Origin of the sequence: Streptomyces hokutonensis (assembly GCF_000376565.1) — a bacterium.
In the GTDB taxonomy this organism is placed as follows: domain Bacteria; phylum Actinomycetota; class Actinomycetes; order Streptomycetales; family Streptomycetaceae; genus Streptomyces; species Streptomyces hokutonensis.
Genome location: NZ_BARG01000052.1, coordinates 68,597 through 94,387, shown reverse-complemented (window position 1 = coordinate 94,387; position 25,791 = coordinate 68,597). Strand labels below are relative to the sequence as shown.

Here is a 25,791-nt window from a genome sequence, read left to right as displayed (position 1 = left end):
ATGGACGGGTCTTCGCCGGCGGGTCCGGCCGAGCCTCTGGTCGGGCGCGATCACGATCTCGGGCTGGTCCGGGGGTTCGTCGAGGAGGCCATGGTCTCCGGCAGGGCGCTGCTGCTGTCCGGGGACGCCGGGGTCGGCAAGACGGTGCTGCTGGACGCGGCGGCCGGACAGGCACGCGGCACGGGTGCGCGGGTCGTGCGGGCCGCCGGTGTGGAGTTCGAGAGCACGATGAGTTTCGCGGGTCTCCACCAGGTCCTTCAGCCGCTGCTGGCCGGGCTCGACGGGCTGCCCGACCCGTACCGCACCGCCCTGAACGTAGCGCTGGGCCTGGACCGGGGCGCGCCGTCCGATCAGCTGCTGGTGTCGAACGCGGCGCTGACGCTGCTCGTCCAGGCGGCGGTGGAGCGGCCGTTGCTGGTGATCGTCGACGATCTCCCGTGGCTGGACCGGGCCAGCGCCGTGGTGCTGGGCTTCGTCGCACGTCGTCTTGGCGGCAGCCGGGTCGGCTTCCTCGGCGCCTACCGGTCGGGGGAAGGCACGTTCTTCGAGCGCGGCGGGGTGCCCCACCACCACGTACAGCCGCTCGACACGACGGCCGCGGCGGCGTTGATCGAGGCCCGTTCCCCCTCCCTCGCCCCGCGTGTGCGGGACCGTCTTCTGGCGGAGGCGCAGGGCAACCCGCTGGCCCTGCTCGAGCTGCCGGTGGCGCTCAGTGGCGCCCAGCGCTCCGGAGCCGACGTACCCGAACTGCTGCCGCTGAGCCGCCGGCTCCAGGCCGTATTCGCGTCCCGGGTCGAGGCGCTGCCGGCCGCGACCCGGCTGCTCCTGCTGTACGCGGTCCTGGACGGCACCGGTGATCTCGCCGTTCTCACCGCGGGGACCGGCATGGACGACCTGGCCGACGCGGAACGGGCGGGACTCGTCTACGTGGACCAGGTCACCGGACGGCTGGCGTTCCGCCATCCCCTGACCCGCTCCGCCGTCGTGGAGCTCTCCACCAGCGAGCAGCGCCGCGAAGTGCACCGCGCCCTGGCGGAGTTGAGCGCCGACCGCCCCGAGCGGCGCGCCTGGCACCTCGCCCATGCCACCGTCGAGCCCGCCGAGGACGTCGCGAGTCTGCTGGAGACGGTGGCACGCGACACCGTGCGGCGGGGCGACGCGGGCGGTGCCATCGCCGCGCTGCTGCGTGCCGCCGAGCTGAGCCCGCGCGGCTACGAGCGCAGCCGCCGGATCGCCGAGGCGGCCTACCTCGGCGCGGACCTGACCGGTGATCTGCGTGATGTGCCCCGCCTGCTGGAGGAGGCCCGGCTGGCCGACGGCGGACGGGCGGGCCCGCTGGTCGCGGCCGTCGCGGCGGCGCACCACATCCTCCTCAGCGGTGAGGGCGACCTGGACACCGCGCACCGGCTGCTCGTCGGCGCGATCGACATGCAGCACCAGCCGTACGACGCCGCCGACCCGACCATGATCGACGCGCTGTACACCCTGGCCTGGCTGTGCCAGAGCAGTCAGCGCACGGAGTTCTGGAAGCCGCTGCACCGGGCGCTCGGCCTGCTGAAACCAGAAATCCCGGACCAGCTGGCCCTGACCGTCAACACCATGGCCGACCCGGCCCGGACGGGGTCGGCCGCGCTGGGGAAGCTCGACGAAGCGATCGCCTCGCTCGACCGGGAGGCCGACCCGGTCCGGGTCATCCGGATCGCCATGACCTCCCTGTACGTGGACCGGCTCCCGGCGTGCCGCACGGCGCTGCGCCGGGTGCTGCGCGACGGGCGGGACAACAGCTCGCTCACCGTGGAGATCCAGGGGCTGGTGTACCTGGGCCGGGACCATTTCGCGGCCGGCGAGTGGGACGAACTGGAGGCGCAGGCCGCGCAGGGCCGTGACCTGGGGGAAGCCAACAGCTATCAGCTCCTGTCGACGGAGTTCCTGTACCAGCGGGCGCTGGTCGCCGCCGCCCGGGGCGACGAGGCCGCCACCCGGGCCCTGACGGACGAGATGACCCTCTGGGCGACACCGCGCGGGGTGGGTTCCTATCTGTCGTGCGCCTCGCACGCGAGGGCGCTCGCCGCGCTCGGCAGGGGTCGGTTCGAGGACGCCTACCGGCACGCGTGCGCCATCAGCCGCGCCGGGGAACTCGCCTCGCACGTTCCGCCCGCCCTGCTCGTCGTCATGGATCTCGTCGAGGCGGCGGTCCGAACGGGCCGGGCCTCGGAGGCGACGGCCCACGCGACGGCTGCGCGCGAGGCCGGCATCGCCGCGATCTCGCCACGGCTCGCCCTGCTGGTGAAGGCGTCGGAGGCCATCGCCGCCGTCGACCACGAAGCGATCGGCCTGTTCGAGGAGGCCCTCGCGGTACCCGGCACGGACCGCTGGCCCTTCGAGTTGGCCCGGGTCCGCCTCGCCTACGGCGAACGCCTCCGCCGGGTGAAGTCCACGACAGAGGCGCGCACCCGACTCGCCGACGCGATCGACACGTTCGAACGGCTCGGCGCCCGCCCCTGGACGGCCAGGACGGGCAACGAGCTGCGGGCGACCGGCCTGTCCGTCGGGTCTTCCGGTGTCACCGGACCGTCGTCACTGACACCGCAGCAACGGGAGATCGCCCTCCTCGCGGCGGCCGGCCTCACCAACAAACAGATCGCGGAACGCCTCTTCCTCTCCCCCCGCACCGTCGCCGCCCACCTCCGCCAGCTGTTCCCGAAGCTGGGCGTGGCCTCCCGCGCCGCACTGCGCGACGCGCTCGCGGACCTGCCGCCCGACTAGGACGACATCAGAAAATCCCCTGCCCCGGTACCAGGACCCCCTTCGGGTCGTACGTCCTCCTGGCCTCGGCGAACCGGTGCCACACCGGTCCGAAGTGCCGTCTCCAGTCGGCGTGTCGGAAGGGGATCGAGCCGACCGGGTACTGCGTGCCGCCGACCGCGCCGACCGTGTCGTAGGCGGAACGGTTGGCATTCAGCAGGCGCTGCACCGTGGCCGTGTCCTCAGGTGGCGTGGTGCGCAGGACGGCGAAGAGGTATGGCACCGGGTCGTCGGGCGTCCGCAGCAACGGGGTGTGGAGGCGCTCGCGCAGCAGCGGGTAGAGGAGGACGACGCCCGGTCCCAGGTCGGCCGGGGTGAGCGCGTCGAGGAGGGTGGCGGCGAGGTCGGCGGTGCTGCGGCCGGGCAGCAGGAGGTTGAGCCAGGGGTGGGCGTAGGCCCACAGGCCCGCTGCCTTCAGGGCGGCGACGGAGGGGGCGAGCCGGTCGAGGAAGTCGTAGTAGCCGAGGTCGGTGATCTGGACGCCGGACGCGGTGTGGCGCAGTCCGCGCAGGAGCGTGGCGTCGTCGGGGGTGTCTCCCACGGGCGGTCCGTAGGCGACGGCCTCGATGGTGAACTGGTCGAAGGCTCCGGCGGTGTCCGCGCCGACCTGGCCCTCGAGGTAGGCGAACCGGCCCTCGGTGGCGAGGAGGCGCTGGTCGTCGAGGAAGGTGCGCAGGTCGGCGTAGGGCAGGAGGTAGTGCCGTACGGTCTCCGGGGCGCGCACCAGGCGCAGGGTGGCGGCGACGATCACGGCGCACTGCCCGAGTCCGGCGAGCACGGCGTGGAACAGGTCGGGGTGCCGGGTGGGGGAACAGCGGAGCAACTCCCCGGCGCCGGTGACGACTTCGAGCTCCAGGACGTTGTCCACCTGTGCGCCGTGCCGGTGGGTCTGGCCGCCCAGGCCGCCGACGGACAGGGTGCCGCCGACGGAGAGTTCGAGGTAGTCGGTGAAAACGGGCGGGGTCAGACCGTGGGCGAGGGTGGCCTTGGCGACGTCGCTCCACTTCGCGCCCGCCCCGACCGTGACCCGTGAACTACCCACCTCTACGGGCCCGATGGAGGCGAGCGGCCCGGTCTCGATGATGAGCCCGCCCTCCACCTGCGCCTGCCCGTTCGTGCCGTGCCCCTGTCCGCGCGGCGCCACGCGGATTCCGTGCAGATTGCAGAACCGCACCATCGCGACGACGTCCCGCACGGACCCGGGCCGCAGCACCGCCGCCGGTCTGCGGTGCACGATGTGCCCGAAGTCGTCCGCGTCGGCGGCGAGCGAGGCGTCGTCGGTGAGCAGCGTCCCGTCCAGGCGCGGGACGCCGCTGAGCGGTCCGCCGGAGTCGGTCACCGCCCAGCTCCGGGTGAAGGGGTCGAAGCCGATGACCGCGGCCGAGGCGACGGCCAGGCCGCGCAGAGCGGTGCGTCGGGTCGGGGTGCGGGGCATGTGGTCCTCCTGAGACCGTCCGGGTGAAACGATCAACGACGGCTCAGTCTAGGCACGTTGGGGTTCGGAACAGGGTTCCGTCGCGGCGCGTTCCCCGACCGGTTCGGCACGTGCCGCGGCGGCCCGGCCCTGCTAGTCGTCGTCCTGGCTGCTCCGATTCAGGCCCCGCCGGCGGTTCTTCCGGGAGCTGCGCAGCAGTTCACTGACGGTGAGGGTCACGGTCGCGACGGCGCGCGCCCAACGGGGCCCACCGCGCTCGGCCCACACCACACAGGCGCACCCGCCGATGACGAGCACGAGGACGCCGAGCAGCAGCACAATGATCATGTTTCCCCCTGAGTTGGTACGGCCCGGTGACCCGTACGTTCCTGATGATCTTCTCAGGTCCGGGCGTGCCGGCCCGGGTCGCCCCTCCCCATCCACTCGCGCGTACCGAACGAGCCGGCTGCCCGCGAGGCCACGGCGGCCGCCGTGCGCAGCGCCTCGGCGAAGCCCTCCGAGGTCAGGCGGTCCTGGAGTGCGAGGTGATGGGCCAGGGCACCGTGCAGGACATCGCCCGCGCCCAGGGTGTCGGCCACCCTGACCGGGGGCACGTGCAGGGTGCCTTCGGCGTCCGGGGCCGCCCACATGATGGGGTTCGCCCCTCCGGTGACTGCCGACCAGACGACCCCGTGTTCCCGAAGGAACCCCAACGTCTCCGCCGGTGTGTGCGTGCCGGGTGGGCGGAAGTCGGAGGAGCAGACGGCCACGTCGATGAACGGGAGCAGGTCCTCTGTGCCGGGCTTCCAGCTGCCGCCGTCGAAGACCGTCGTACGGCCGGCGGTACGCGCGGCGCGGGCCGCGGCCACGGCCAGTTCCATGTGGTGGCCGTCGAACTCGACGATGTCGCAGGCCGCGACCAGCGTGTCGAGGTCGTCGGGCGGGGTGAGCCGGTGGCGTGTCGCGTTGGTGGAGGCTACTGCGCGTTCGCCGGTGGAGGCGGTCACCAGGACGGAGGACACGGCGGGCGGTTGCGTCGAGTCGGCGGCGAGGTCGGTGACCGTCACGCCTAGTGCGTGCAGGTCTGCAGTCGCCCCAACTCCCAGCGGGTGGCTGCCGATTGCCGTCAGCAGCGTGGCCGTGCCGCCGAGGTGGGCGAAGGTCGCGGCCGCGTTCGCCGCCGGGCCGCCGGCGGCGACCACCTGGTCCCGGGCGGTGAGTTTCTCGTTGGCACCCGGCGCGTGGTCCACGAGCTGGATGACATCGAGGGTGCACAGTCCGACGAACAGTCCTGCGGGACGCTCTCTCACCATCAGTGACCTCCTCGCGCCATTTACTAACAATTGGTTGAGCAGTCCAGGCTGATAAATCTAGTGTTAGTAACCATGAAGGTGGACAGTCCGAACGACACTGCCCGGCTCGCGTCCGATCTACGGCTCGCGGTGGGGCGGGTGACCCGGCGGCTGCGTCAGGCGCACGCCGTGGGGGACGTGTCGCTCTCCGGAGTCTCGGTGCTGGCCCGGCTCGCGCGTGAGGGGTCGGAGTCGCCGACGTCCCTCGCCGAACTGGAGCGGGTACGCCCGCAGGCGATGGCGAGCACGCTCGCGCTGCTCGAACAGCGCGGGCTCGTCGTCCGCAGCCCCGATGCCGCGGACCGGCGGCGGAGCATCCTGGCGATCACGGACGAGGGCCGCGCGATGCTGGCCGAGCGGCGCTCGGAGTCGGTGCAGCGCCTCGCCGTCGTCCTCGACGGGTTCACCGACGCGGAGCGCGTGGCGCTGGCGTCCGCCCTCCCCCTCCTCGACCGCCTTGCGGAGCGACTGTGACCGAGGGCGCGCGCATACCCGGCGGGGGACAAGGGACCGGACCGCAACCAAGGCGGCCGTCCCTGCTGAGTGCCGTGCGCTCGGGGCGTCGTAAGGACACTCCCCCGGGGCCGAACTACAAGTGGGTAGCGCTGTCCAACACGACACTCGGCGTGCTGATCGCCACGATGGACGCCTCCATCGTGATCATCTCGCTGCCCGCGATCTTCCGGGGCATCGGCCTCGACCCGCTCGCGCCGGGCAACATCGGCTATCTGCTCTGGATGATCCTGGGCTATCTGCTGGTGTCGGCGGTGCTCGTGGTCGTGCTCGGCCGGCTCGGTGACATGTTCGGCCGGGTGAAGATCTACAACATCGGCTTCCTGATCTTCGCGTGCGCGTCCGTCGCGCTGTCCCTGGACCCGTTCCGCGCGGGGGCGGGCGCGATGTGGCTGATCCTCTGGCGGATCGTGCAGGCCTTCGGCGGCTCGATGCTCACCGCCAACTCGGCCGCCATCCTCACCGACGCCTTCCCGGCCCGGCAGCGCGGGATGGCCCTCGGCGTCAACCAGATCACCGCGCTCGCCGGCCAGTTCCTCGGCCTGCTCGCCGGTGGGCTGCTGGCCGTCGTCGACTGGCGCGCGGTGTTCTGGGTGAGCGTGCCGATCAGCATCACCGGCACGATCTGGTCGTACCTGAGCCTGCGCGAGACCTCGGCGGGCCGCCCCGGCCGCATCGACTGGCTGGGCAACCTCACCTTCGCGGCGGGCGCCGGAATCCTCCTCGCGGGCATCACCTACGGCATCCAGCCCTACGGCGGCAGCGCCACCGGCTGGGGGAACCCGTGGGTGCTCAGTGGTCTGATCGGCGGCGTCGTACTGCTGCTGGTCTTCTGCTACATCGAGACGCACATCGCCGAACCGATGTTCAACCTGGCCCTGTTCAAGGTGCGCGCCTTCGCCGCGGGCAACCTGGCCGCACTGCTGACGGCGATCGCGCGGGGCGGACTCCAGTTCATGCTGATCATCTGGCTCCAGGGCATCTGGCTGCCGTTGCACGGCTACGACTACGAGGACACCCCACTGTGGGCGGGCATCTTCATGCTTCCGCTCACGGTCGGCTTCCTCATCGCGGGACCCGTGTCCGGATATCTGTCGGACCGGTTCGGCGCCCGGATGTTCTCGACGGTCGGGCTGGTCGTCGTAGCCCTGTCCTTCGTCGGTCTGCTGGCGCTGCCCATCGACTTCGACTACGGGATGTTCGCGGCGCTGCTGCTGCTCAACGGGCTGGGGCAGGGCATGTTCTCGGCGCCGAACACGTCCTCGATCATGGGCAGTGTGCCGAGCGAGTACCGGGGTGTCGCCTCGGGCATGCGCTCCACCTTCCAGAACTCGGGCACCGCCCTGTCCATCGGCGTGTTCTTCTCCCTGATGGTCTCCGGGCTCGCCTCCTCACTGCCCGGCACACTGAGCAAGGGGCTCCAGGCCCACGGCGTACCGGCCGGCGCCGCCGACCAGGCCGCGTCGCTGCCACCGGTGAGCACCCTGTTCGCCACGTTCCTCGGCAACAACCCCATCCAGCACCTGCTCGCGTCGAACGGCGTCCTCGACCAGCTATCAGCGGCCCAGCGCGCCGTCCTGACCGGCCACTCCTTCTTTCCCCGCCTGGTCTCCGGGCCGTTCCACCACGGCCTGACCATCGTCTTCGGCGTGGCGGCGGGCATGGCCCTGGTCTCCGCGATCGCCTCGGCCCTGCGCGGCGGCCACCAGTCCGAACCCGCACCGGCCGGTCTGCCGCCCGCCCCCGCCGAGACACCCGAAGCCACGCAGGCGGGGCCCAACGGGCCGTCGTAGAAAGGGAATTGCTGGACGACCACTCACACGGCGCGCTCCATGCACACCAGTTGATCGCGGTCGTCCCATGACTCGGTGACGGTGAAGCCGAACCGTTCGTACAGGGCGATGGCCCCGGTGCGCCATTTCCAGACCGACAGCCGCACGGTGCCCGCGTCGCTCTCCGCGGCATGCGCGAGTGCGGCACGGAGCAGGTCCGACGCGATGCCCCGGCCCCGGAATGCCGGGTCCGTCCAGAGCCTCTTGATCTCCGACCGCCCGTCGGCGGGGGCGGTCACCACCAGACAGCCCACCGGGGTGCTCCCGCTCAGCGCCAGCAGCACCACATCGTCCGCGAACGCGGTCCGCGGGTCCGAGATCTCCGCACGGTAGCGGTCCGGCAGACCGTCCGCATCGGCGACGGCACGGCCCTTCTCGGCCTCCGTGCGCAGATGGTAGGCCGTCAGCAGCCCGGCCGTGCCGTCCTCGGCGGAAAGTTCTCCGGCCGACCGGCGGACGACCGAGATCTGGTCCTGAGCAGTCATGACGTCAGCATCACACGGCACGAGCCGGGCTCTGTCCGCGCCCTTACGGAGTGCCGTTGTGGGCGAACGTCCACACGGCCCGGCTGCCGGGGCCGACGGTCAGGGTCGAGTTGCCGATCCGCTCCACGTGTCGGTCCTTCACGGGCCTGTTGAGTGACATGTCGACCTGCTGCATGCCCGCGTTCGCGCGCGGCACGACGTCGAGGCGGATCGTGGTGCCGCCGCCCTTCGCGACGACGCCACCGCCTGCCAAGGTCCGGACGGTGAACCCGCCGGCCCGCAGCAGTGGCACGGTGTCGGCGAGGTCGCCCTCGGTGACCGCGATGCGCACGGAGGTCACGTCACGCATCAGGTGGGTGCGGTAGGCGTCGGAGAGGTAGCGCTCCCGGCCTACGTCACCGGGGTAGCTCGGCGGTTCGGTGTTGCCGCGGGGGTCGGCGAAGTACTCCGGCCGGTACTCCATCGCCCAGGCGCCGAAGGCGTCGTACTCGGTGGTGGTGAGGATGGCGTCGAACCACGGCACGGGCACGCCGTCACCGAAGTCCCGGGTCTGGAGGAACTCGATCGGGTCGGCGACCCCTTCGTCCTTCAGCCGTGCGGTGACCGTCGCCAGGTCGCCTGCCCGCTCGGTCGACAGGCCCAGCCCGGCGGAGCCGAGAGTGCCGTCCTGGCCCGCGACGTCACCGACTCCGAAGAGTTCCAGGTAGGTCTCGCGGCCCATCAGGTAGCGGCCGGTCCAGGTCTGTCCCCCGGTGCCGGTCGTGGTGCGGACCTGGAAGTTCGCGAACTCCCGCAGGTAGTCGGAGTGTTCGATGGCGTCGGCGGTCTCCCGGTCGAAGACGCCGTAGGAGTGGTTGTAGAACAGCAGCTGCCGGTCGTGCGAGGACGGCCGGCCGTCTTCGGCCTGTGCCGTCCCCACACCACCTCCGATCGCCCCGGCCAGGGCCATGGCGAGCACGATGATCAATCGAAATGTCCGACGTATCAGCATGCGCGCGATCGTAGGGCGACGAGGGGACGGCCGCCGTGCTTTGTGAACGAGGTCGAAATGCTTGACACACGGGCGGCACGGCAGCCTCCCCAGGAGTCAACTCCCCCTCGGGTGATGGCAGATGTACACCCTCGGCGCCCCTCCCTCGTCGGGCACGGGATCCCCGGCGGTGGCGCGTACACCCTCCCGTACGGTGGCGCCCGTACGTGGATCTACGACGCGGTAGGGAAGCGGGACGTTCTCCGGGTCGGTGATGATCAGTGGGCCGCCCTCCTCCGCGTAGCAGAGGTACAGCTCGCCGGGGACGGACAGGCCCCGGGGTGCCAGGGTGGAGCGCCAGTCCGGGCGCATGTCCGTGAGCGGAAGGCCGTCGAGGATGCGGGAGATGCGGCCGACGTGGTGCGAGCCCTCGAAGTCGAGTGCCTCGCGCCAGCCCGCCTCCTTCGCTAGGAAGTAGTCCTCGTGGCCGGGTTCGTCGGGGTGCAGTCGCCACTGCCACAGGCTCGCCGCGCCGTACACGACGCCCATCGTTCCGCCGGCGCAGAGGTTGCTCCAGGCCTCGTGCCCCTGCCACCAGCCGGCGGCACGGCCGGGGCGGCCGGTGTTCTCGTAGGTGGGTTCGCCGTTGGCGACCGCCTTGGGCGGGGTGTTGCGCCACATGTCGGCGACCCGTTCCTGGACGTGTCCGCCCATGTGGCCGGTCTGGCACCACTGGAAGTGCAGCCAACTCTCGTGCTGGTGGGCGCGGTTGGTGGAGTGCGGCCGGTAGTGGATCCCGCAGGGCTGGCCGTAGGCGTCCCAGCGGCCGATCTCCGCGCCGCCCGCCGCGATCTGCGGTTCGCCGCCCTCGCCGTCGGCGCCGACCAGGTAGACGGTGGGGGCGGCGCCGTAGCGGGCGACCAGGTAGCGGCAGTAGCGGGCGTACTCCTGCGGTGGGACCACCGGGCCCGCCACGCGGAGGCCCTTCCAGCCGAAGCCGTGGAAGAGCGGCTGGAGGACGGGCACGATTCCGTGGTCGCGGAGGATGCCGGTGAGCCGGTCGAGGTACTGGAAGTACGCCGGGTTCAGGACGTCGACGTGCCCGGTGGGCAGGTCCTCGAAGCCGACGTCGAACCCCTCGTCGGCGGTGCGGTCGCGCGGGCCGCGCGCGTCCATGTCGGGCTGGACGCTCATCAGCAGGGCCGCGTTGAAGCCCTTGGCCCGTCTATCGGCCGCGTACTGCCTGACCTGTTCTTCCGTGGCTCGCCAGGGCAGGGCCCAGGCGGTGTCGGCGACCAGCAGCGCGGGCGTTCCGTCGGCGTGCACCAGGCTGCGTCCGCCGGGTGACATCCGCCAGAAGCCGTGCCGGTGGAAGGAGTTGGCGTCGTCCGGGGCCGGGCGGACGTCGAGGGTTCCGCTGCGCCCCGAAAGTCCTTCGTCCGTGAGGCAGTTGCTGTCGCTGCGCCAGGTCCAGCGGCCGGCCGGCTCCGGGGAGGCGAACCGGATCTTCCAGATCCGGCCGCCGTCCCAGAAGGCCGGGCGGCGCAGGACCGTCCCGGACTCGTGGGTGAAGTCGGCCCATACGTCGACGTCCGTGTAGGGGTTGGCGTGGTCGCGGACCCCGGTGAGGGTGATCTCGGTCCCCCGCCAGGGGGCGGTCACCAGGTCCGCTTCCGATCCTGCGCGGCTCATGACCGGCCGACGGCGATGTCGGCGGCGAGGGGCAGGGTCGTGGAGGACGGGCCCGCTTCCAGCCGGAAGGTTCCCGGCTCGACCGTCCAGCCGCCCGTTCCGGTGTCCCAGTGCCGCAGGGCCCGCGCGTCCACCGTCACCGTCGCGACGGTCTCCTCGCCGGGCGCGGCCTCGACCACGGCGAACCCGGCGAGCCAGCGGACCGGGCGTTCGACCTCGCTTGCGGGGCGGCCGGCGTAGATCTGCACGACCTCCTTGCCGTGCCGCGTACCGGTGTTGCGGATGCGCACCTCCGCAGTGAAGTCGGTGCCGGGAGGTGCCTCGGCGGGGACGTCTAGCGAGACGTACTCCCAGGTGGTGTAGCCGAGTCCGTGGCCGAAGTCGTAGCGGGGCGGCTGCCATTCGGGACGGCCGGCGCCACGGTGGCCGATGAACAGGCCCTCGTCGTAGGTGAGGACGCCGTCGGACGGTTCGGTGGTGGGCAGTCCCCGCTCGGAGGCGGGCCAGACCGTCGGGAGCCGGCCGCCCGGTTCCGCCTCGCCGAGCAGGACGTCGGCGAGCGCGTTGCCGAACTCCTGGCCGGGGAACCAGGCGAGCAGCACCGCCGCCACGTCGTCGGCCCACGGAAGCAGCACCGGCGCCCCGGAGTTGACCACCACTACGGTACGGGGGTTGGCCTCGGCGACCCGGCGGACGAGTTCGTCCTGCCGTCCGGGCAGGGCCAGGCTCGTGCGGTCGAAGCCCTCGCTCTCGACCTCCTCGGTGGTGCCGACGACGACCACGGCGACCTCGGCCTCGCGAGCGAGTGCCACGGCCCGCTCGATCTCCTCGTCGTCGCTGCCGTGCGGGGGCTGCAGGTTGAGCTGGAACATGGTGACCGCGCCACCGATGGCCTCGCCCGTGGAGCCGGCGGCGGACTCGGTGTCGGCATCGATGTCGATGTCGTGGGTGAGGACGATCTCGGTCTCCTCCCCTTCCGCCAGCTCGACGGCGTGCAGTTGCTGGGGTGGAGTCATCAGCCCCTCCACCAGGTCGGCGCCCGGCGGGAGTTGGAGCCGTACGTCGAAGGCCTCGGCCCCCGCGACGGACAGCCGGAAGCGGCCGATGCCCGAGCCGCCGATCGCGTAGCGACCTGCCTCGGTCGCGCGGACGACGGTGCGCACCTCCACCCGGGCAACCTCGTCGACGGGCACTCCGGGGCCGTAGGAGCCCATCCAGGTGTAGGCGGCCCCGGCGCGGAGTTCGGAGCCGAGGAGGGTTCCGTCCGCGGCGAGGAAGCGGACCTCGGTGCCCTCGCCGGAGCCGTCGGGGAGGCGGAGGTGGGACAGCGGCGCCACGGGGGTGCGGGTCCCCGGGGTGACGCCGATGCCGTGGGTGACCTCGACGCCGTCGCCGAGGGCGGCGCGGATGCCGTCGAGCGGGGAGACGGTGTACGGCGGGAAGACGGTGGCGCTGCCGCCGCCGAGGGTGCGGGCGACGGAGGCGTTGGGGCCGAGGACGGCGACCTTTGTCAACACCGCGCGGTTCAGGGGCAGTACGGCGCCCTCGTTGCGGGCCAGCACGAATCCGGCGGCGGCGGTCTCGCGCAGCCGGGCCGCCACCGCTGCCGTGTCCTGCTCCGGCGGCCGGGTGTCGGCGGGTATGCCGTCCAGCGCGCCGACCCGGGCGGCGAGGCGCAGCAGCCGCAGCACCTTGTCGTCGACGAGCGTCTCGTCGACCTTGCCCTTGCGTACGGCGGCGACCAGCGCGTCGCCCCACGGGCCGAGCGGGCCGGGCATCACCAGGTCGAGCGCGGCGCGCGCCGACTGCTCGGTGGTGCGGGCGGCGAACCAGTCCGACATCACAAGACCGTCGAAGTTCCAGTCGTCGTGCAGGACTTCGCGCAGCAGCGGGCTCTCGGTCATCGGGTGTCCGTTGACCCCGTTGTAGGCGGCCATCACGGCCCACACTCGGCCCTCGCCGACGATCGCCTCGAACGGCGTCAAGTACAGCTCCCGCAGGGCGCGTTCGCCGATACGGGCGTCGAGCGTCATCCGCTGGGTCTCGGAGTCGTTGCCGACGAAGTGCTTGACGGTGGCCGCCACGCCGCCGCCCTGCACGCCCTTCACATAGGCGACGCCGATCCGGGAGGTGAGCAGCGGGTCCTCGCTGAAGCACTCGAAGTGCCGTCCGCCGTAAGGGGTTCGGTGCAGGTTCACGGTGGGGGCGAGGAGGACGTCGACGCCCTTGGCGCGTGCCTCGTGGGCGAGCAACCCGCCCAGTTCCTCGACCAGTTGCTCGTCCCAGGTGGCGGCGAGGGCGGTGGGCGAGGGCACGTTGGCGGAGGGGCTGCGCTCGTCCCAGAGTTCGCCGCGGACTCCGGCGGGGCCGTCCGAGACGACCAACCGCCTTAGCCCTACGGCGGGTTCGGGGTGCAGGGACCAGAAGTCCGCGCCGGTCAGCAGCCGCACCTTCTGCTCCAGGGTGAGCGCGCCGAGGCGCCTGGCGAGCTCGGCCTCGTCGGCCGCGGGCGGGGCGTCGGTGGGGGTGGGCTGCTGCCGGGTCACGGCGTCCTCCTCGGTGAAGTGTGGTCGGTGGGGGTGTCGCCTGCGCTCTCGACGAGAACCCGGACGTCCCAGGGGCCGAGCGCGAGGGCGGTTCCGGCGGCGAGGGGCTCGCCGGTGAGCAGGTCGCGGACGTCCGCCGGGAGGCGGTAATCAACCGGCTCCCAGGCCCAGTTGTGGACGAAGCGAAGGGTCGCGCCGTCGGCGGTGGTGGCCGAGGTGCAGGTGACGGAGGCCGGCCGGGCCGCGCGCCAGGCGTCGGGCGGCAGCGAGGTCGCGGCGATCCAGTCGGCGAGGCTGTGTGAGAGTTCGCGGTCGGGGACGGTGCCGATGTACGTCACCCGACCCGCGCCGTACTCGTGGGTGGTGACGGCGGCGAACTCGCCCAGGTGCGGATGGTCGTACCCGGCGAGGACGGTCGCGCCGTCGGCGATCAGCCCGTCGGCCCACGCGGTGGCCTGTCCGTGCAGGGCGGGGCCGTCCGGTGTCCCCTCGCCCTTGGTGATCGTGACCGGGGTCAGCACATTGGTGAACTCCTGGTAGTGCGCGCCCGCGGCGGGGCGCAGCACTCCGGGCATGACCGTATGCCGGGCGACGGCCTCCGCGTCGGCGTAGCCGGTACGGGGAGTGAGGACGAGATGGCCGCCCGCTTCGGCGTACCGGCGCAGCAGGTCGAGGGTCCCGTCGTCCGCGATGTACAGGGCCGGGACGACAAGCACCGGCCAGCGGTCCACCAACTCCTCTGGACTGGAGGTGAGTTGTTCCGGGGCAACGATGTCGACGGACAGTCCCGCGTCGAACAGCCCCCGGTAGTGGGCGGCGACGATCCGGTCGTAGGACTGCGGGTCGCCGAACCAGGAGGGGGCGCCGCCCCGTAGGGGTGCCATGAACTCCATGGCCCAGCGGCTGTCCGCGGAGAGCAGCATCGCCACGTCGCTTCGGGGGCGCAGGCCCTCGATCCTCGGGCTCGCCTGCTGCAACTCCCCTGCGATCGCCGAGAGTTCCTCGTACGTCCGGCCGGGTTCCAGGCTGTGGCCGAGGATGCCGCCCCAGTAGGTCTCGGCGCCGTAGTGCAGGGAGTGCCAGTGCCAGTACTCGATCATCCGGGCGCCGCGCGCGACCATGTTCCACACGGCTTGGCGGGCCTGGCCCCGGTAGAGGGGGAAGTTGTCGGCGGAGCCGCCGATGGAGGTGGCGTTGGTCTCCATGACGAGGAAGGGTTCCTGGCGGATGCCGCGGGCCAGGTCGTTCTGGAGGGAGAGCCAGGCGGGCCCCGACCAGGGGACGAAGAACGGGTGCAGTCCGCCGGTGGGCTCGTCGGGGCCGGGCAGGGCCAGTCCGCCCTGGGTGGCGTAGTAGATGTTGGCCCCGGTGATGTCGAGGGGCCGGCCGATGGCGGAGATGTCCAGGCCCTGCTGGCCGAGGGCGACGCAGGTCGTGATGAAGTGGTGCTCGGGGACGAGACCGCGGACCAGGTCGGCGTGCCAGGTGATGTACTCCTGCGTCAGCCGGGACTGGTAACGGCGCCAGGCGAGGTCGTACGACGGGGTGGTGTTGCCGTCGGGGGTCCACAGGTCCGCCCAGTCCTGGAGGCGGTGGGACCAATAGGTGAGTCCCCAGCGGCGGTTGAGGGTCTCGACGTCGCCGTAGCGGTCGCGGAGGTGGTCGAGGAAGCCCTGGAACACCGAGTCGTTGTGGAAGAGGCGGAGTCCGGGTTCGTTGTCGACCTGCCAGCCGATGACCGCCGGGTGGTCGGCGTAGCGTCCGACGACCTTGCGGACCAGCCGCTCGGCGAGATGCCGGAAGGCGGGGTGCGAGTAGTCCGCGTCCTGTCGCATGCCGTACGGGATGGTCTCCCCGGTGCGTGAACGGGCCGCCGTTTCGGGGTACTTGCGACGCAGCCAGGGCGGGACGGCGTAGGTCGGGGTGCCCACGATGGCCTTGATGCCGCGGTCGTGGGCGGCGTCGAGGACGGGCTGCAGCCAGTCGAGCTCGAACTGTCCCTCGCGGGGTTCCCAGGTCGACCAGACGGACTCGCCGACCCGGATGACGTTGAAGCCTGCCTCGGCCATCAGGTCGAGGTCCTGTGCGAGCCGTTCGTAGGGTTGGTACTCGGTGTAGTAGGCGGCTCCGAAGAGCATGCGCGGGAAGAAGGTGCCCATGCGGTGCTGGTGACTTTCTGTCAGATGCCGGTCGGGTGTCTCGGACGGCGCGGGCGTCAGTCCTCGCCCCGGTAGCCGAACTCGGCGAAGGCGACCGTGCCTTCGGCGGCGTACATGCCGACGACTCGGCCCGTGAAGGACGCGGCGGTCTCGGCCGAGACGTAGCGGCCGTCGAGGGCCGCGAGTTCGACCGGTCCGCTGCCGGAGTCGACGGACAGGCGGACCACGTCCGGGCTGAGGGCGTCGAGGCCCATACCGGTGACCGGTTCGGTCTCTATCCGTACGGTCACCGGACCCGGCGGAATCGGCTGCTCCCAGGTCTGGGAGAGTCCGCCCACCCGGGCGCGGGCGCGGGCGAGTCCGGCGCCCACCTCGATGTCGTAGTGATGGAGTTCGTCGATGCGCAGGCTCAGTCCGCCGACGCCCTCAGCGCTGTCCACGCGGACCGTGAAGACCGCCGACTCGTGCTGCTGGCGGCGGCCGACGAACCGTGGTCGCGGGTCGTCCATGGTGGAGCCGTCGGCGTGGATGACCAGGTGGCCCGGGCGCCCGGTGAGCGAGGACCAGTCGGCGGCGGGTGTGCGTATCGAGAGCCATTCCAGGCCGAGTTGGGCACCGCTGAAGGTGTCGGTCTGCTCAACCGGTCCGGTGGACGGCGTCAGTTGGACCGGCTGCACCACGGGCCAGCCGTCGATCCATTCCAGTGTGGTGCTGAACGTCTCCCGGCCCATGGGCGAGAAGGCCCTGGTCAGACCGCCGGGCCGCATCCCCAGCAGGAGCAGGGCCCAGCCGTCGTCGGGAGTGCGTACGAGGTCGGCGTGGCCGGTGTTCTGGACCTTGCGGGCGGTGCTGCGGGCACTGAGCACGGGATTGGCCGGGCAGCCCTCGAAGGGGCCGTCGGGACGGGTGCCGCGGGCGATGCTCACGGAGTGTCCGCGCTCGGTGCCGCCCTCGGCGATCAGGAGGTACCAGGTGCCGTCGATCTCGTAGAGGTGCGGTGCCTCGGGGAACATCAGGCCCGTGCCGGACCACAACGACCGTGGTTCTTCGAGGGCTTGGCCGGTTTCGAGGTCCATCCGGACCTGTTGGACGCCCAAGTGCTCGCCGGCGTGGTCGCCGTCGAGCTGGAGGCCGGAGTACGTGACGTAGCAGGTGCCGTCGGCGTCCCAGGCGAGGTCCGGGTCGATGCCGGGCGCTCCCTGCATGACGACGCCGTCGGACCAGGGACCCTCGGCGCGGTCGGCGGTGAAGATGAGGCTGCCGCGTCCCATCGCGTCGGTGACGACCAGCCAGAAACGGCCGCCGTGGAAACGGATGGTGGGCGCCCAGGCGCCGCCGAGCGTGGGGACCTTCTCGACCGCCAACTGCCCCGGCCGGGTGACGACATGGCCGATCGGCTCCCAGTGCTCCAGGTCGCGGCTGTGGAACAGCGGTATGCCGGGGAGGTACTCGAAGCTGGAACAGGCGAGGTAGTAGTCGTCGCCGACGCGGGTGACGCTGGGGTCCGGGTGGAAGCCGGGGACGGTGGGGTTGGGCAGGGTCATGCTCGGTCTCCCGACGTCGAGGCGATAGCGGGGGTGTTCGTGCGGGCGTCGGCCGCCATGGCCGCCGCCAGGCGTTGCCGTTCGGCCCTGCGCTCCGCCTGGCGTGCCGGGTCCGGTACCGGTGCGGCGAGCAACAGCCGCTTCGTGTAGGGGTGTTGGGGTGTGGTGGTGACCGTCGCCGCGTCGCCGGTCTCGACGATCTCGCCGCCGCGCATGACGGCGACCCGGTGGCTGATGTGCCGGACCACGGACAGGTCGTGGGTGACGAAGAGATAGGCGACGCCGGTGCGTTCCTGGATCTCCACGAACAGGTCGAGGACCCGGGCCTGGGTCGACAGGTCCAGTGCGCTGACCGGTTCGTCGCAGACGATGACGCGCGGGTCGCGGGACAACGCCCGTGCGATGGCGATGCGTTGACGCTGGCCGCCGGAGAACTCCCGGGGCAGCCGTTCCCCCGCGTCGGCGGGCAACCGGACCTGGTCCAGGAGGTCCCGCACCCGCTTCTCGGCCTCCGCGCGAGGGGTGCCCGCGACGCGGAGCGGTTCGCTGAGGATGTCGTTCACGGTCATCGCCGGATTGAGGGAGGTGTACGGGTCCTGGAACACCACCTGGATGTCGCTGCTGAGCGCCCGGCGTTCCTTGGCGCCCAGGCCCGAGATGACCTTGCCGGCGTAGTGGACGGTGCCGGAGGCGACCGGGGCGAGGCCGAGGACGGCCCGGCCCAGGGTGGTCTTGCCGGAGCCCGACTCGCCGACCAGCCCGAGGGTCTCGCCCGCGCCGATGGTGATCGACACCCCCTTGAGCACGCGGAACGGCGGCCTGCGCCAGCCCTTCGCCGGGTACTCCACGACCAAGTCGTCGACTGCCAGCAGGGGTTCGGCCGGGACATCCTTGCGCGGTGTCCCGTTCATGGTCGCGGTCATGCCGGACCCTCCTGATGTACGGAGTTCGTGATCACTGCGGGATCCGTGACGCCCGCGATGCTCGCCGGCACGATGCGGCTGAGTGGGGAGCGCGGCTCCGCGTCCTCCAGCGTGGAGGCCAGGAGCATGCGCGTGTACGGGTGGCGGGGGCCGGCGAACAACTCCCGTACGGGGGCGGACTCCACCACGGTGCCGGTCTGCATCACCGTCACGCGGTCGCAGATGTCGGCCACCACACCGAAGTCGTGGGTCACGAGGATCACGCCCATGTTCCGCTCGCGTTGGAGGGACCGGATCAGGTCGAGCACCTCGGCCTGCACGGTCACGTCGAGCGCCGTGGTGGGCTCGTCGGCGATCAGCAGGTCGGGTTCGCAGGAGACCGCGCCGGCAATGAGGACGCGTTGCGCCATGCCGCCGGAGATCTGGTGGGGATAGCTGTTGAAGACCCGCTCGGGGTCGGCGATCCCGACCCGCTCCAGCAGGGCGAGGGTCTTGGCCTTCGCCTCGGCGCCCGACAACTTCAGGTGTCTGCGCACCGGTTCGACGAGTTGGGCGCCGATACGGAAGGAGGGGTCGAGGTTGGACATCGGCTCCTGTGGGACGTAGGCGATCCGGCGGCCCCGGTAGCGGTTCATCTCCGCGCGACCGAGATTCCCCAACTCCGTGCCGTCGAAGACCAGTTGGCGGGTGGAGACGCTCGCCTCCGGGGGCAGGAGTCCCAGGACGGCGAAGGCGGTCTGGCTCTTGCCCGAGCCCGACTCCCCCACCAGGCCGAGGACTTCGCCCCTTCGCACCGTGAGCGAGACGCCCTCGACGACGGTCTTCTCCCCCTCGGCCGTCGGATAGGAGACGGTCAGGCCTTCGAGGGCGAGCAGCGCGTCCGTCGCCTCGGGCGGTGCGGAGTGCTTTACCGCCACGGGCTTGCGAGGTGTCGTGCCGCGCGGCTTCCGTCCGCGTGTCGCGGTCCCGTCCAGCGCGTCCCGCAGGGCGTTGCCGAGCAGGCCGAACGCGGCGACGGTCACCGCGAGCGCGACTCCGGGCCAGACCATCAGCTCCGGCTTGTTGTAGATGTTGGCGAAGGCGTCGTTGAGCATGGAGCCCCAGCTCGCCTGGGTCGCCGAACCCAGGCCGAGGAACTCCAGGCCGGACTGGATGACGATGCCGAGACCGAGCATCTGGGCGGCCTGGATGATGGTCGGCGCCTGGACGACGGGCAGGATGTGGCGGCGGATGATCCGGGCGTCCGACAGGCCGGACACCCGTGCCGCGTCGACGTACAGCTCCTCACGTACGGAGATCACCGAGGCACGGATCAGCCGGAAGACGCCCGGTGACATCAGCACGCCGAAGACCGCCATGGCGAGGTATGTGTTCTGGCCCACCGCGGACATCACGACGAGGAGCACGATGATCGCCGGTACGGCCATCAGCAGGTTGGACACCCAACTGCTCACGGCGTCGAACCACTTGCGGTAGTAGCCGGCGACCAGACCGGCTGGAACGCCGATCACCACGGCGACGGCCACCGCGAGCAGGGCGCCCAGCAGGCTGGTGCGTCCGCCGTAGAGGAGTCGGGCCAGGACGTCACGGCCGACGCCGTCACCGCCCAGGGGGTGCTTGCCGCTCATCGGGGCGAGGCTCTCGGTGAGCGAGGTGTGCGCCGGGTCCTGGCTGGTCAGCAGCGGTGCGCACAGGCTGGCCAGCGAGATGAGGGCGAGGAGGACCAGGCAGGTCACGGCGACCGGGTTGCGCAGGAGCCGGCGCAGGAGGCCCGCCCTTCCGTGGGCGGCGACGGCCGGGGTGACCGCTGTTTCTTCGGACTGAGGCAGCGTCATCCGACACGCACCTTCGGGTTGAGCCAGCCGTAGGCGAGGTCCATCAGGATGTTGACCACCACGACGAGGGCGACCATGACGACGACCACGCCCATGACCACCGGGGTGTCGCCCTGGGATCCGGCGCTCGTCGCCTCGCTGCCGATCCCGTTGAGGCCGAAGACCTTCTCGACGACCACCGCGCCGCCGACCAGGCCGATGAACTGCAGGGCCAGCACGGTCAGCGCGGCCGGGGCCGCGTTGCGCAGCGCGTGCCGGAACAGCAGGCTGCGCTCGCTGATGCCGCGGCTGCGGAGGGTCCGTACGTAGTCCGCGCGCAGGACGTCGACCATGGAGCCGCGTACCTGCTGGGCGGTGGCGGCGATCGCTCCGACGGAGAGCGACAGTGCGGGGAGGGTGATCGACTTCAGCCAGCCGCTCGCCGAGTCCGCGAACGGGACGTAGCCGGTGGCCGGCAGCCAGCCGAGGTCGACGCCGATCACCACGGCGAACACCAGGGCGACCAGGAAGCTCGGCACCGCGAAGCCCAGGACCGCGAGCAGCTGCACCACCTGGTCCAGTGCTCCCCGGCGGACTGCCGCGGCAACTCCCAGCACGGTGCTCAGTACGGCCGACAGCAGCAGTGCCGCCAGCACGATCGACAGCGTGACCGGCAGCTTGTTCTCCAGCGAGGTCGTCACGGACTCACCGCTGAACCACGAGCTGCCGAGGTTGCCGTGCACCGCGTCCGCGAGCCAGTGGCCGTAGCGGACCACGAAGGGCTGGTCGAGCCCGAGTTCGGCGGACTTCGCGGTCACCTGCTGCCGAGTGGCGGTCTGTCCCACGATCTGGCGCACCGGATCGGAGCCGGTGAGGCCCATCAGCGCGAAGGTCGTGGTCGCGATCACCAGGACCAGGACCAGCCCGGCGGCGATGCGCCGGACCAAGAAAACAATCATCAGTCTCTCCACCTTGCCTTTCCTCGGCCGTTGTGGGACGTCGGCGGCCGGGCGGGACCGGTGTCACCGTGCCCGCCCGGTCCGCCGTCCTGGTCAGCCGGCGGGCTTGAAGTTGTAGATCGGGGGCACCGCGGCGAAGGTCTGCGGTGTGAAGGTGACGCCCTTGGTCGTCGCGTAGACGGCCTCGACGGAGTCCCAGGGCGCGTTCCACGCCTGGTCGACGAGGTAGGTGTTGAGCTGCTTGAACAGGGCGTCCTGGGTGGCGCCGGTCGCCGAGCGGGCCTTGGTGATGAGGTCGGTGACCTTGGCGTCCTCGGTGTGCAGCGGGTTCCACAGCGCGGTCTTGCCGACCTCGATCTGGATGGTGTCCCAGGGACGGAAGGAGGCCAGCGTCATGTACGACAGCGGGTACTTGCCGGCGAGGAGGGCGCTGATGAACTGCGTGACGGGGATCTTGTCGACCTTGACCTTGATCCCGATGTCCTCCAACTGCTGGACCATGGCGGCCTGTTGGTCGGGGAAGACCGAGGACACGTCCGGGACGGTGACCGAGAAGCCGTGCGGGTAGCCCGCCTCGGCCAGCAACTGCTTGGCCTTCGCCGGGTCGTAGGAGTACTTGGAGTTCAGGGAGCTGTCGAAGGCCGAACCGGCCGGGTTGAAGATCTGGGTGGTCGCCTTGCCGAGGCCCTGCTTCGCCGTTTTCACGATCGTGTCGCGGTCGAAGGCGTAGTTGAGCGCTTGGCGGACCCGGACGTCGCCGAGCGCCTTGACGATCTTTCCGGCGCGGTCCCAGATGTAGACGCCCTCGACGTCGCCGGAGGTGAACTTGGTGACGGTCAGCCCGCTGCTCTTGGCCGGGGCGATGCTCTTGGCGCTGGCCAGCAGGGCGCCGTTGACCTGGCCGGAGCGCAGCGCGTTGAGCACGGCGGTCGGGTCGGTGAGCGGCTTGAGGACGATCTTGTCGAAGGGGAAGGCGGCCTTGTTCCAGTACCCCGGGTTGCGGACGAAGGTGTAGGTGCTGCCCGCCGTGGTGGCCGACTTGTCCAGGCTGTACGGGCCGGAACCCACCGGGGTGTTCTTGATCGTGCCCGCGGCGATGGCCTTGGGGCTGGCGATCATGCCGGCCACATTGCCGAGGTTCGGGACCAGGGAGGGGTCGGGGGCCGAGAGCCTGATCTTGACCTCGGTGGCGCTGACGACGTCGACACCGCTGATGCTGGCCAGTTGGCCCGCCGCCTCGCTGGTGCCGCCCTTGGTGTGCAGCAGGTTGGTCTTGACCGCGGTCGCGTCCAGGGGGGTGCCGTCGGTGAACTTGACGCCGCTGCGCAGGGTCAGCGTGAGTACCGTGCGGGCCGCGTCGTAGGACCACTTGGTCGCCAGGTTGGGTTCGACCTCGGCCGTCGGGGACAGCCGGAACAGCGAGTCGTATACGGGCTGGTAGTACTGCGCGTTGTTGCCGAGTCCGGCGTCGGCCAGGTCCCACGGCTGCGCCGCGACGAGCGGGGCCAGGGTCAGGGTGCCGCCGGTGGCCGCCTTGCCGGAACCGGAACCTGAACCCGAGCCGCACGCGGCCGCGGACAACATCAGGGCCGCGGATACGGCCGTCAGCGCGATTCTTCGCATGGGTACTCCGCTGGTGAGTGGATGACCGGGCGGCATCAGGCGTCGAGCCGCCCTCAAGAGCCTCGGAGGTGAAGGGAGAACCAGGTCCTGACGCGGCGTCGACCGTTCTTGGCGGTCAGCCGTCCCTGGCCGGAGGGGTTTGTTCGCCACCGTTTTCGGTGGGTGAGAACCAGCCACTGATACGTACAAGTGAAACGTATGCGTAACGTAAGCCCAGCCCTTGGCGGGCCACAAGACCCGTGCGTCACTGTTTTCCGGAAAGCCGGAATCAACCGGGGCGTCGCATCACCGCGCACCCGAAGCCGGAACGGCCGTTGTCAGATGGGCCTGCCGCCGTCAGGCCGACTCGCGCACGACCAGGCTCACCGGGGTCACCTGGGGCGACGACGGCAGCGCCCGGCCGGCCACGCCGCCGACGATCATCCGGGCCGCGCGGCCCACGACGACGTCGAGGTTGTTGTCGATCGTCGTCAGCGGTGGCATCGCGAAGGGCGCCAGTTTGTCGTTGTCGACGCCGATCACGGCCAGGTCGCCGGGGGCGGACAGGCCCACCCTGCGCATGCCCGCGAGGAGGGCGAAAGCCGTCTCGTCGTTGTAGGCGCACACTCCCGTGACGGCCGGGTCGGCGGAGTGCCACTGCTCGGCCGCGGCGGCCGCCGCCGCGATGTCGAGGGGCACGTCCAGCAGGACGGGCGGCTCAAGTCCGCGCTCCGCGCAGGCCGTTCGGGCGCCTTCGAGCCGCAGCGCCAGGAAGTCGCGGAGCCGGGGATCCCCCGGTGCGGCATAACCGATGCGGACATGCCCCGTGTCGGCCAGCCGCTCCACCTGCATCGCGCCGATGACGGTCTGCGGGATGGTCAGCACACCCGGTGCGGCGTCGGGGCCCATCCCGGCGCTGACCACGTGGATACCGGCCGCGCGCATACTGGCCACGTCCTCGTCGGAGACCTCGAACGCCGTCATCACGGCCGCCGGCATGAGTTCCCGCCACAGCGACTTGAGCGGGGCGTGGTGCTCGCGCCGGGTGACGAGGTTCAGGCCGTGGCGCTCCAACTCGTCGCCGAGCATCTCGACGAGGGCGGTGATCGTGCCGCCGACGGGGACGTCCGGGAGGAACATCAGCACCAGGTCGCTGCGGCCCAGACGGAGGGCGCGTGCGGCGGCCGAGGGTTTGTAGCCCAGCTTGGCCACCGCGTCGAGGACCTTGCGCCGGGTCTGCTCGGAGATCTTCTGGTGCGGCACGTCGTTCAGCACATAGCTGACCGTGGTCTGCGAAACTCCCGCTTCCTTGGCGACGTCGGTCGCCGTCACGCGGCCGGTCCTGCCCGCCATGGGAGCCTCCTGGGAACATCTCGGACATACCGGTACCGTGCGCCCGACCTGGGTGGCGTGCGTCACTGAATCGTAACAGTGAGGGTGCCATACGTCCGACGTGTCGGACAGGATGGCCTGTTACTGGTGGTACGAATGATGCCCCCGAGCCTCCGATCAGCGCACCGCGGCATCGAGGAGCGGGCCGAGCTCCCTGGCCACGGTCGTCAGGGCACGGACGTCCCGCTCGGCCCGGGCCACGAGGATCGCGCCCTCCAGGGCACTGATCATGAGGGTGGCCAGCGCGCCGGCCCGCTCCTGCGGAACACCCATCCCGGTGAGCGCGCGGGCGACCGAGCCGCTCCAGTCGGCGAAGGCGGCGGAAGCGGCTTCACGCGTGGGCGCACTGGTCTCCGCGCAGTCCACCGTGGCGGCGGCCACCGGACACCCGCCCGCGAAGCCGACGGCCGTGTACTCGTCGGTCCACTGGCGAACCATCTCGCCGAACAGCCCGCTCGGCGTCGGCTCGGACAGCGCGGCGAGGAAACGGTCGACGCGCTTGCCCGCGTACCGGCCGGCCCAGCCGACGGCCTCGTTGACCAACTGCTCCTTGCCGCCGGGGAAGTAGTGCTGGAGCGAGCCGCGCGGCGCGTGCGCGTGGACGGCGACCTCGCGCATCCCAGTGGCGGCGACCCCGTCGCGCCGGATGAGCTGCGCCGCGCTGAAGACCATCCGCTCGCGCGCCCCGTACCGGGACGCCTCTGCCGCCGCCATCCCCGACCTCCGTCACCGTCGCACGGGCTCTCCGCGCTCCACTCTATGACCGCTGTCATAGCGTGAACTACTATGACCGCCGTCATAAACAACGGCGATGGTGGTGGTCCCGCGCCTCGCCGGGGGACGGAAACGGCGGTGCATCGTGGCGTACGTGGGTTTCGTCGGCCTCGGGGTCATGGGGCAGCCCATGGCGCTCAACCTCGCCCGTGCCGGAACACCCCTCGTGGTGTGGAACCGCTCGCCCGGCCGGTCCGAACCCCTGCGTGCCGCCGGGGCCGAGGTCGCGGCAGGCCCCGCCGAGGTCTTCGACCGCGCCGACGACGTCGTGTTCCTGATGCTGGCCGACGAGACGGCCGTCGACGCGGTGCTGGGCCGTGGCACCCCGGACTTCGCCGCGCGGGTCGCGGGACACACCGTCGTCCACATGGGCACGACCTCGGCCGAGTACTCGGGCAGCCTCCAGGACGACATCCGGAGCGCGGGCGGGAGATACGTCGAGGCCCCGGTCTCCGGTTCCCGAGTCCCGGCGGAGCAGGGCGAGTTGGTGGGCATGCTGGCCGGGGACGCCGACGCCGTGGCGGCCGTACGACCGCTGCTCGCGCCGGTGTGCCAGGAGACGTTCGGCTGCGGTGCGGTGCCGGGCGCCCTGCTGATGAAGTTCTCGGTGAACCTGTTCCTGATCACGCTGGTCACCGGGCTCGCCGAGGCGTTCCACTTCGCCGACCGGAACGGGCTCGACCAGGGCCTGTTGCGCGATGTGCTGGACGCGGGGCCGATGGCCAGTTCCGTCTCCCGGACGAAGGCGCCCAAGCTGGTGGGCCGGGACTTCGGTGTGCAGGCGGCGGCCGCTGACGTGCTGAAGAACAACCGGCTGATCGCGGAGGCCGCCCGCAAGGCCGGGCTGGCCTCCCCGCTCCTCGACATCTGCCACGCCCTCTACGACGAGACCGTGGCGCGGGGTCACGGCGGCGAGGACATGGTGGCCGTGGTGCGCGCGCTGGAGGCCAGGACCGAGGGTGCGGGACCGTCCGGCGCCCGCACCCTCCCTGCGGAGAACGGCATGTGAGCGCGG

Annotated in this window: 19 protein-coding genes; 4 read left to right on the top strand and 15 right to left on the bottom strand. The window is 71.3% G+C overall.

All coding sequences use genetic code 11. The features are described 5' to 3' along the window. Positions 1-2,766, top strand: coding sequence for an ATP-binding protein (locus tag SSP08S_RS31625; protein WP_019071670.1), 2,766 nt, complete (start codon positions 1-3; stop codon positions 2,764-2,766). 7 nt (positions 2,767-2,773) lie between these two features. On the opposite strand, the gene SSP08S_RS31620 is transcribed toward SSP08S_RS31625, so the two are convergent. The 3 genes from SSP08S_RS31620 to SSP08S_RS31610 form a co-directional block, all read right to left on the bottom strand. Beyond that, positions 2,774-4,240: an FAD-binding protein gene (locus SSP08S_RS31620; RefSeq protein ID WP_019071669.1), complete on the bottom strand. Its 1,467-nt coding sequence runs from the start codon at positions 4,238-4,240 to the stop codon at positions 2,774-2,776. A gap of 132 nt (positions 4,241-4,372) precedes the next feature. After that, on the bottom strand, positions 4,373-4,567 hold the full coding sequence (locus SSP08S_RS31615) for a hypothetical protein (RefSeq protein ID WP_019071668.1): 195 nt from the start codon (positions 4,565-4,567) through the stop codon (positions 4,373-4,375). A 53-nt stretch (positions 4,568-4,620) separates the two neighbouring features. Beyond that, the gene (locus SSP08S_RS31610; protein ID WP_019071667.1) at positions 4,621-5,532 is read right to left on the bottom strand and encodes a PfkB family carbohydrate kinase; all 912 of its coding nucleotides are present in this window, start codon (positions 5,530-5,532) and stop codon (positions 4,621-4,623) included. 72 nt (positions 5,533-5,604) lie between these two features. On the opposite strand from SSP08S_RS31610, the gene SSP08S_RS31605 reads away from it, so the two are divergent. Together SSP08S_RS31605 and SSP08S_RS31600 are read left to right on the top strand one after the other, a co-directional pair. Beyond that, entirely contained in the window at positions 5,605-6,045 is a 441-nt protein-coding gene (locus SSP08S_RS31605; protein WP_019071666.1) for a MarR family winged helix-turn-helix transcriptional regulator, read from the top strand. Positions 6,046-6,212: 167 nt separating this feature from the next. Then, entirely contained in the window at positions 6,213-7,877 is a 1,665-nt protein-coding gene (locus SSP08S_RS31600; protein ID WP_051106025.1) for an MFS transporter, read from the top strand. Positions 7,878-7,900: 23 nt separating this feature from the next. On the opposite strand, the gene SSP08S_RS31595 is transcribed toward SSP08S_RS31600, so the two are convergent. The 12 genes from SSP08S_RS31595 to SSP08S_RS31540 form a co-directional block, all read right to left on the bottom strand. Next, entirely contained in the window at positions 7,901-8,401 is a 501-nt protein-coding gene (locus tag SSP08S_RS31595; RefSeq protein WP_019071664.1) for a GNAT family N-acetyltransferase, read from the bottom strand. A gap of 43 nt (positions 8,402-8,444) precedes the next feature. After that, entirely contained in the window at positions 8,445-9,368 is a 924-nt protein-coding gene (locus SSP08S_RS31590) for a DUF5829 family protein (RefSeq protein ID WP_019071663.1), read from the bottom strand. Between the two features lie 120 nt (positions 9,369-9,488). Then, a complete protein-coding gene (locus tag SSP08S_RS31585) occupies positions 9,489-11,063 on the bottom strand; it encodes a glycoside hydrolase family 140 protein (protein ID WP_102133445.1) in 1,575 nt (524 codons plus the stop codon). Further along, complete coding sequence (locus tag SSP08S_RS31580; protein ID WP_019071661.1) at positions 11,060-13,609, bottom strand: glycoside hydrolase family 3 protein; 2,550 nt, start codon at positions 13,607-13,609, stop codon at positions 11,060-11,062. Before SSP08S_RS31580 ends, SSP08S_RS31585 begins: the two co-directional genes overlap by 4 nt. Beyond that, the gene (locus tag SSP08S_RS31575; protein WP_019071660.1) at positions 13,606-15,768 is read right to left on the bottom strand and encodes a beta-galactosidase; all 2,163 of its coding nucleotides are present in this window, start codon (positions 15,766-15,768) and stop codon (positions 13,606-13,608) included. Before SSP08S_RS31575 ends, SSP08S_RS31580 begins: the two co-directional genes overlap by 4 nt. A gap of 56 nt (positions 15,769-15,824) precedes the next feature. Continuing rightward, positions 15,825-17,312, bottom strand: a complete 1,488-nt coding sequence (locus SSP08S_RS31570) for a glycoside hydrolase family 43 protein (protein WP_019071659.1) — start codon at positions 17,310-17,312, stop codon at positions 15,825-15,827. Next, the gene (locus tag SSP08S_RS31565; protein WP_019071658.1) at positions 17,309-18,235 is read right to left on the bottom strand and encodes an ATP-binding cassette domain-containing protein; all 927 of its coding nucleotides are present in this window, start codon (positions 18,233-18,235) and stop codon (positions 17,309-17,311) included. The genes SSP08S_RS31570 and SSP08S_RS31565 overlap by 4 nt, the downstream gene beginning before the upstream one ends. Further along, entirely contained in the window at positions 18,232-20,070 is a 1,839-nt protein-coding gene (locus SSP08S_RS31560) for a dipeptide/oligopeptide/nickel ABC transporter permease/ATP-binding protein (protein ID WP_019071657.1), read from the bottom strand. The genes SSP08S_RS31565 and SSP08S_RS31560 overlap by 4 nt, the downstream gene beginning before the upstream one ends. Beyond that, positions 20,067-21,008 carry an ABC transporter permease gene (locus tag SSP08S_RS31555; RefSeq protein ID WP_019071656.1) on the bottom strand — a complete coding sequence of 314 codons (942 nt, stop codon included), beginning with the start codon at positions 21,006-21,008 and terminating at the stop codon, positions 20,067-20,069. The genes SSP08S_RS31560 and SSP08S_RS31555 overlap by 4 nt, the downstream gene beginning before the upstream one ends. Before the next feature lie 93 nt (positions 21,009-21,101). Beyond that, on the bottom strand, positions 21,102-22,631 hold the full coding sequence (locus SSP08S_RS31550) for an ABC transporter substrate-binding protein (RefSeq protein ID WP_019071655.1): 1,530 nt from the start codon (positions 22,629-22,631) through the stop codon (positions 21,102-21,104). 336 nt (positions 22,632-22,967) lie between these two features. Continuing rightward, complete coding sequence (locus SSP08S_RS31545) at positions 22,968-23,963, bottom strand: LacI family DNA-binding transcriptional regulator (protein WP_019071654.1); 996 nt, start codon at positions 23,961-23,963, stop codon at positions 22,968-22,970. Between the two features lie 156 nt (positions 23,964-24,119). Beyond that, positions 24,120-24,716, bottom strand: coding sequence for a TetR/AcrR family transcriptional regulator (locus SSP08S_RS31540; protein ID WP_019071653.1), 597 nt, complete (start codon positions 24,714-24,716; stop codon positions 24,120-24,122). A 97-nt stretch (positions 24,717-24,813) separates the two neighbouring features. Here SSP08S_RS31540 and SSP08S_RS31535 point away from each other — a divergent pair, with 97 nt between their 5' ends. Next, on the top strand, positions 24,814-25,785 hold the full coding sequence (locus tag SSP08S_RS31535; protein ID WP_019071652.1) for an NAD(P)-dependent oxidoreductase: 972 nt from the start codon (positions 24,814-24,816) through the stop codon (positions 25,783-25,785). The last annotated feature ends 6 nt before the right edge of the window (positions 25,786-25,791 follow it).

Excerpts from the sequence above, each read along its gene's own strand:
- SSP08S_RS31625 (WP_019071670.1), top strand. The coding sequence starts at position 1 with ATGGACGGGTCTTCGCCGGCGGGTCCGGCCGAGCCTCTGGTCGGGCGC.
- SSP08S_RS31620 (WP_019071669.1), bottom strand. The coding sequence starts at position 4,240 with ATGCCCCGCACCCCGACCCGACGCACCGCTCTGCGCGGCCTGGCCGTC.
- SSP08S_RS31615 (WP_019071668.1), bottom strand. The coding sequence starts at position 4,567 with ATGATCATTGTGCTGCTGCTCGGCGTCCTCGTGCTCGTCATCGGCGGG.
- SSP08S_RS31610 (WP_019071667.1), bottom strand. The coding sequence starts at position 5,532 with ATGGTGAGAGAGCGTCCCGCAGGACTGTTCGTCGGACTGTGCACCCTC.
- SSP08S_RS31605 (WP_019071666.1), top strand. The coding sequence starts at position 5,605 with ATGAAGGTGGACAGTCCGAACGACACTGCCCGGCTCGCGTCCGATCTA.
- SSP08S_RS31600 (WP_051106025.1), top strand. The coding sequence starts at position 6,213 with ATGGACGCCTCCATCGTGATCATCTCGCTGCCCGCGATCTTCCGGGGC.
- SSP08S_RS31595 (WP_019071664.1), bottom strand. The coding sequence starts at position 8,401 with ATGACTGCTCAGGACCAGATCTCGGTCGTCCGCCGGTCGGCCGGAGAA.
- SSP08S_RS31585 (WP_102133445.1), bottom strand. The coding sequence starts at position 11,063 with ATGAGCCGCGCAGGATCGGAAGCGGACCTGGTGACCGCCCCCTGGCGG.
- SSP08S_RS31575 (WP_019071660.1), bottom strand. The coding sequence starts at position 15,768 with ATGGGCACCTTCTTCCCGCGCATGCTCTTCGGAGCCGCCTACTACACC.
- SSP08S_RS31570 (WP_019071659.1), bottom strand. The coding sequence starts at position 17,312 with ATGACCCTGCCCAACCCCACCGTCCCCGGCTTCCACCCGGACCCCAGC.
- SSP08S_RS31565 (WP_019071658.1), bottom strand. The coding sequence starts at position 18,235 with ATGACCGCGACCATGAACGGGACACCGCGCAAGGATGTCCCGGCCGAA.
- SSP08S_RS31560 (WP_019071657.1), bottom strand. The coding sequence starts at position 20,070 with ATGACGCTGCCTCAGTCCGAAGAAACAGCGGTCACCCCGGCCGTCGCC.
- SSP08S_RS31555 (WP_019071656.1), bottom strand. The coding sequence starts at position 21,008 with ATGATTGTTTTCTTGGTCCGGCGCATCGCCGCCGGGCTGGTCCTGGTC.
- SSP08S_RS31550 (WP_019071655.1), bottom strand. The coding sequence starts at position 22,631 with ATGCGAAGAATCGCGCTGACGGCCGTATCCGCGGCCCTGATGTTGTCC.
- SSP08S_RS31545 (WP_019071654.1), bottom strand. The coding sequence starts at position 23,963 with ATGGCGGGCAGGACCGGCCGCGTGACGGCGACCGACGTCGCCAAGGAA.
- SSP08S_RS31540 (WP_019071653.1), bottom strand. The coding sequence starts at position 24,716 with ATGGCGGCGGCAGAGGCGTCCCGGTACGGGGCGCGCGAGCGGATGGTC.
- SSP08S_RS31535 (WP_019071652.1), top strand. The coding sequence starts at position 24,814 with ATGGTGGTGGTCCCGCGCCTCGCCGGGGGACGGAAACGGCGGTGCATC.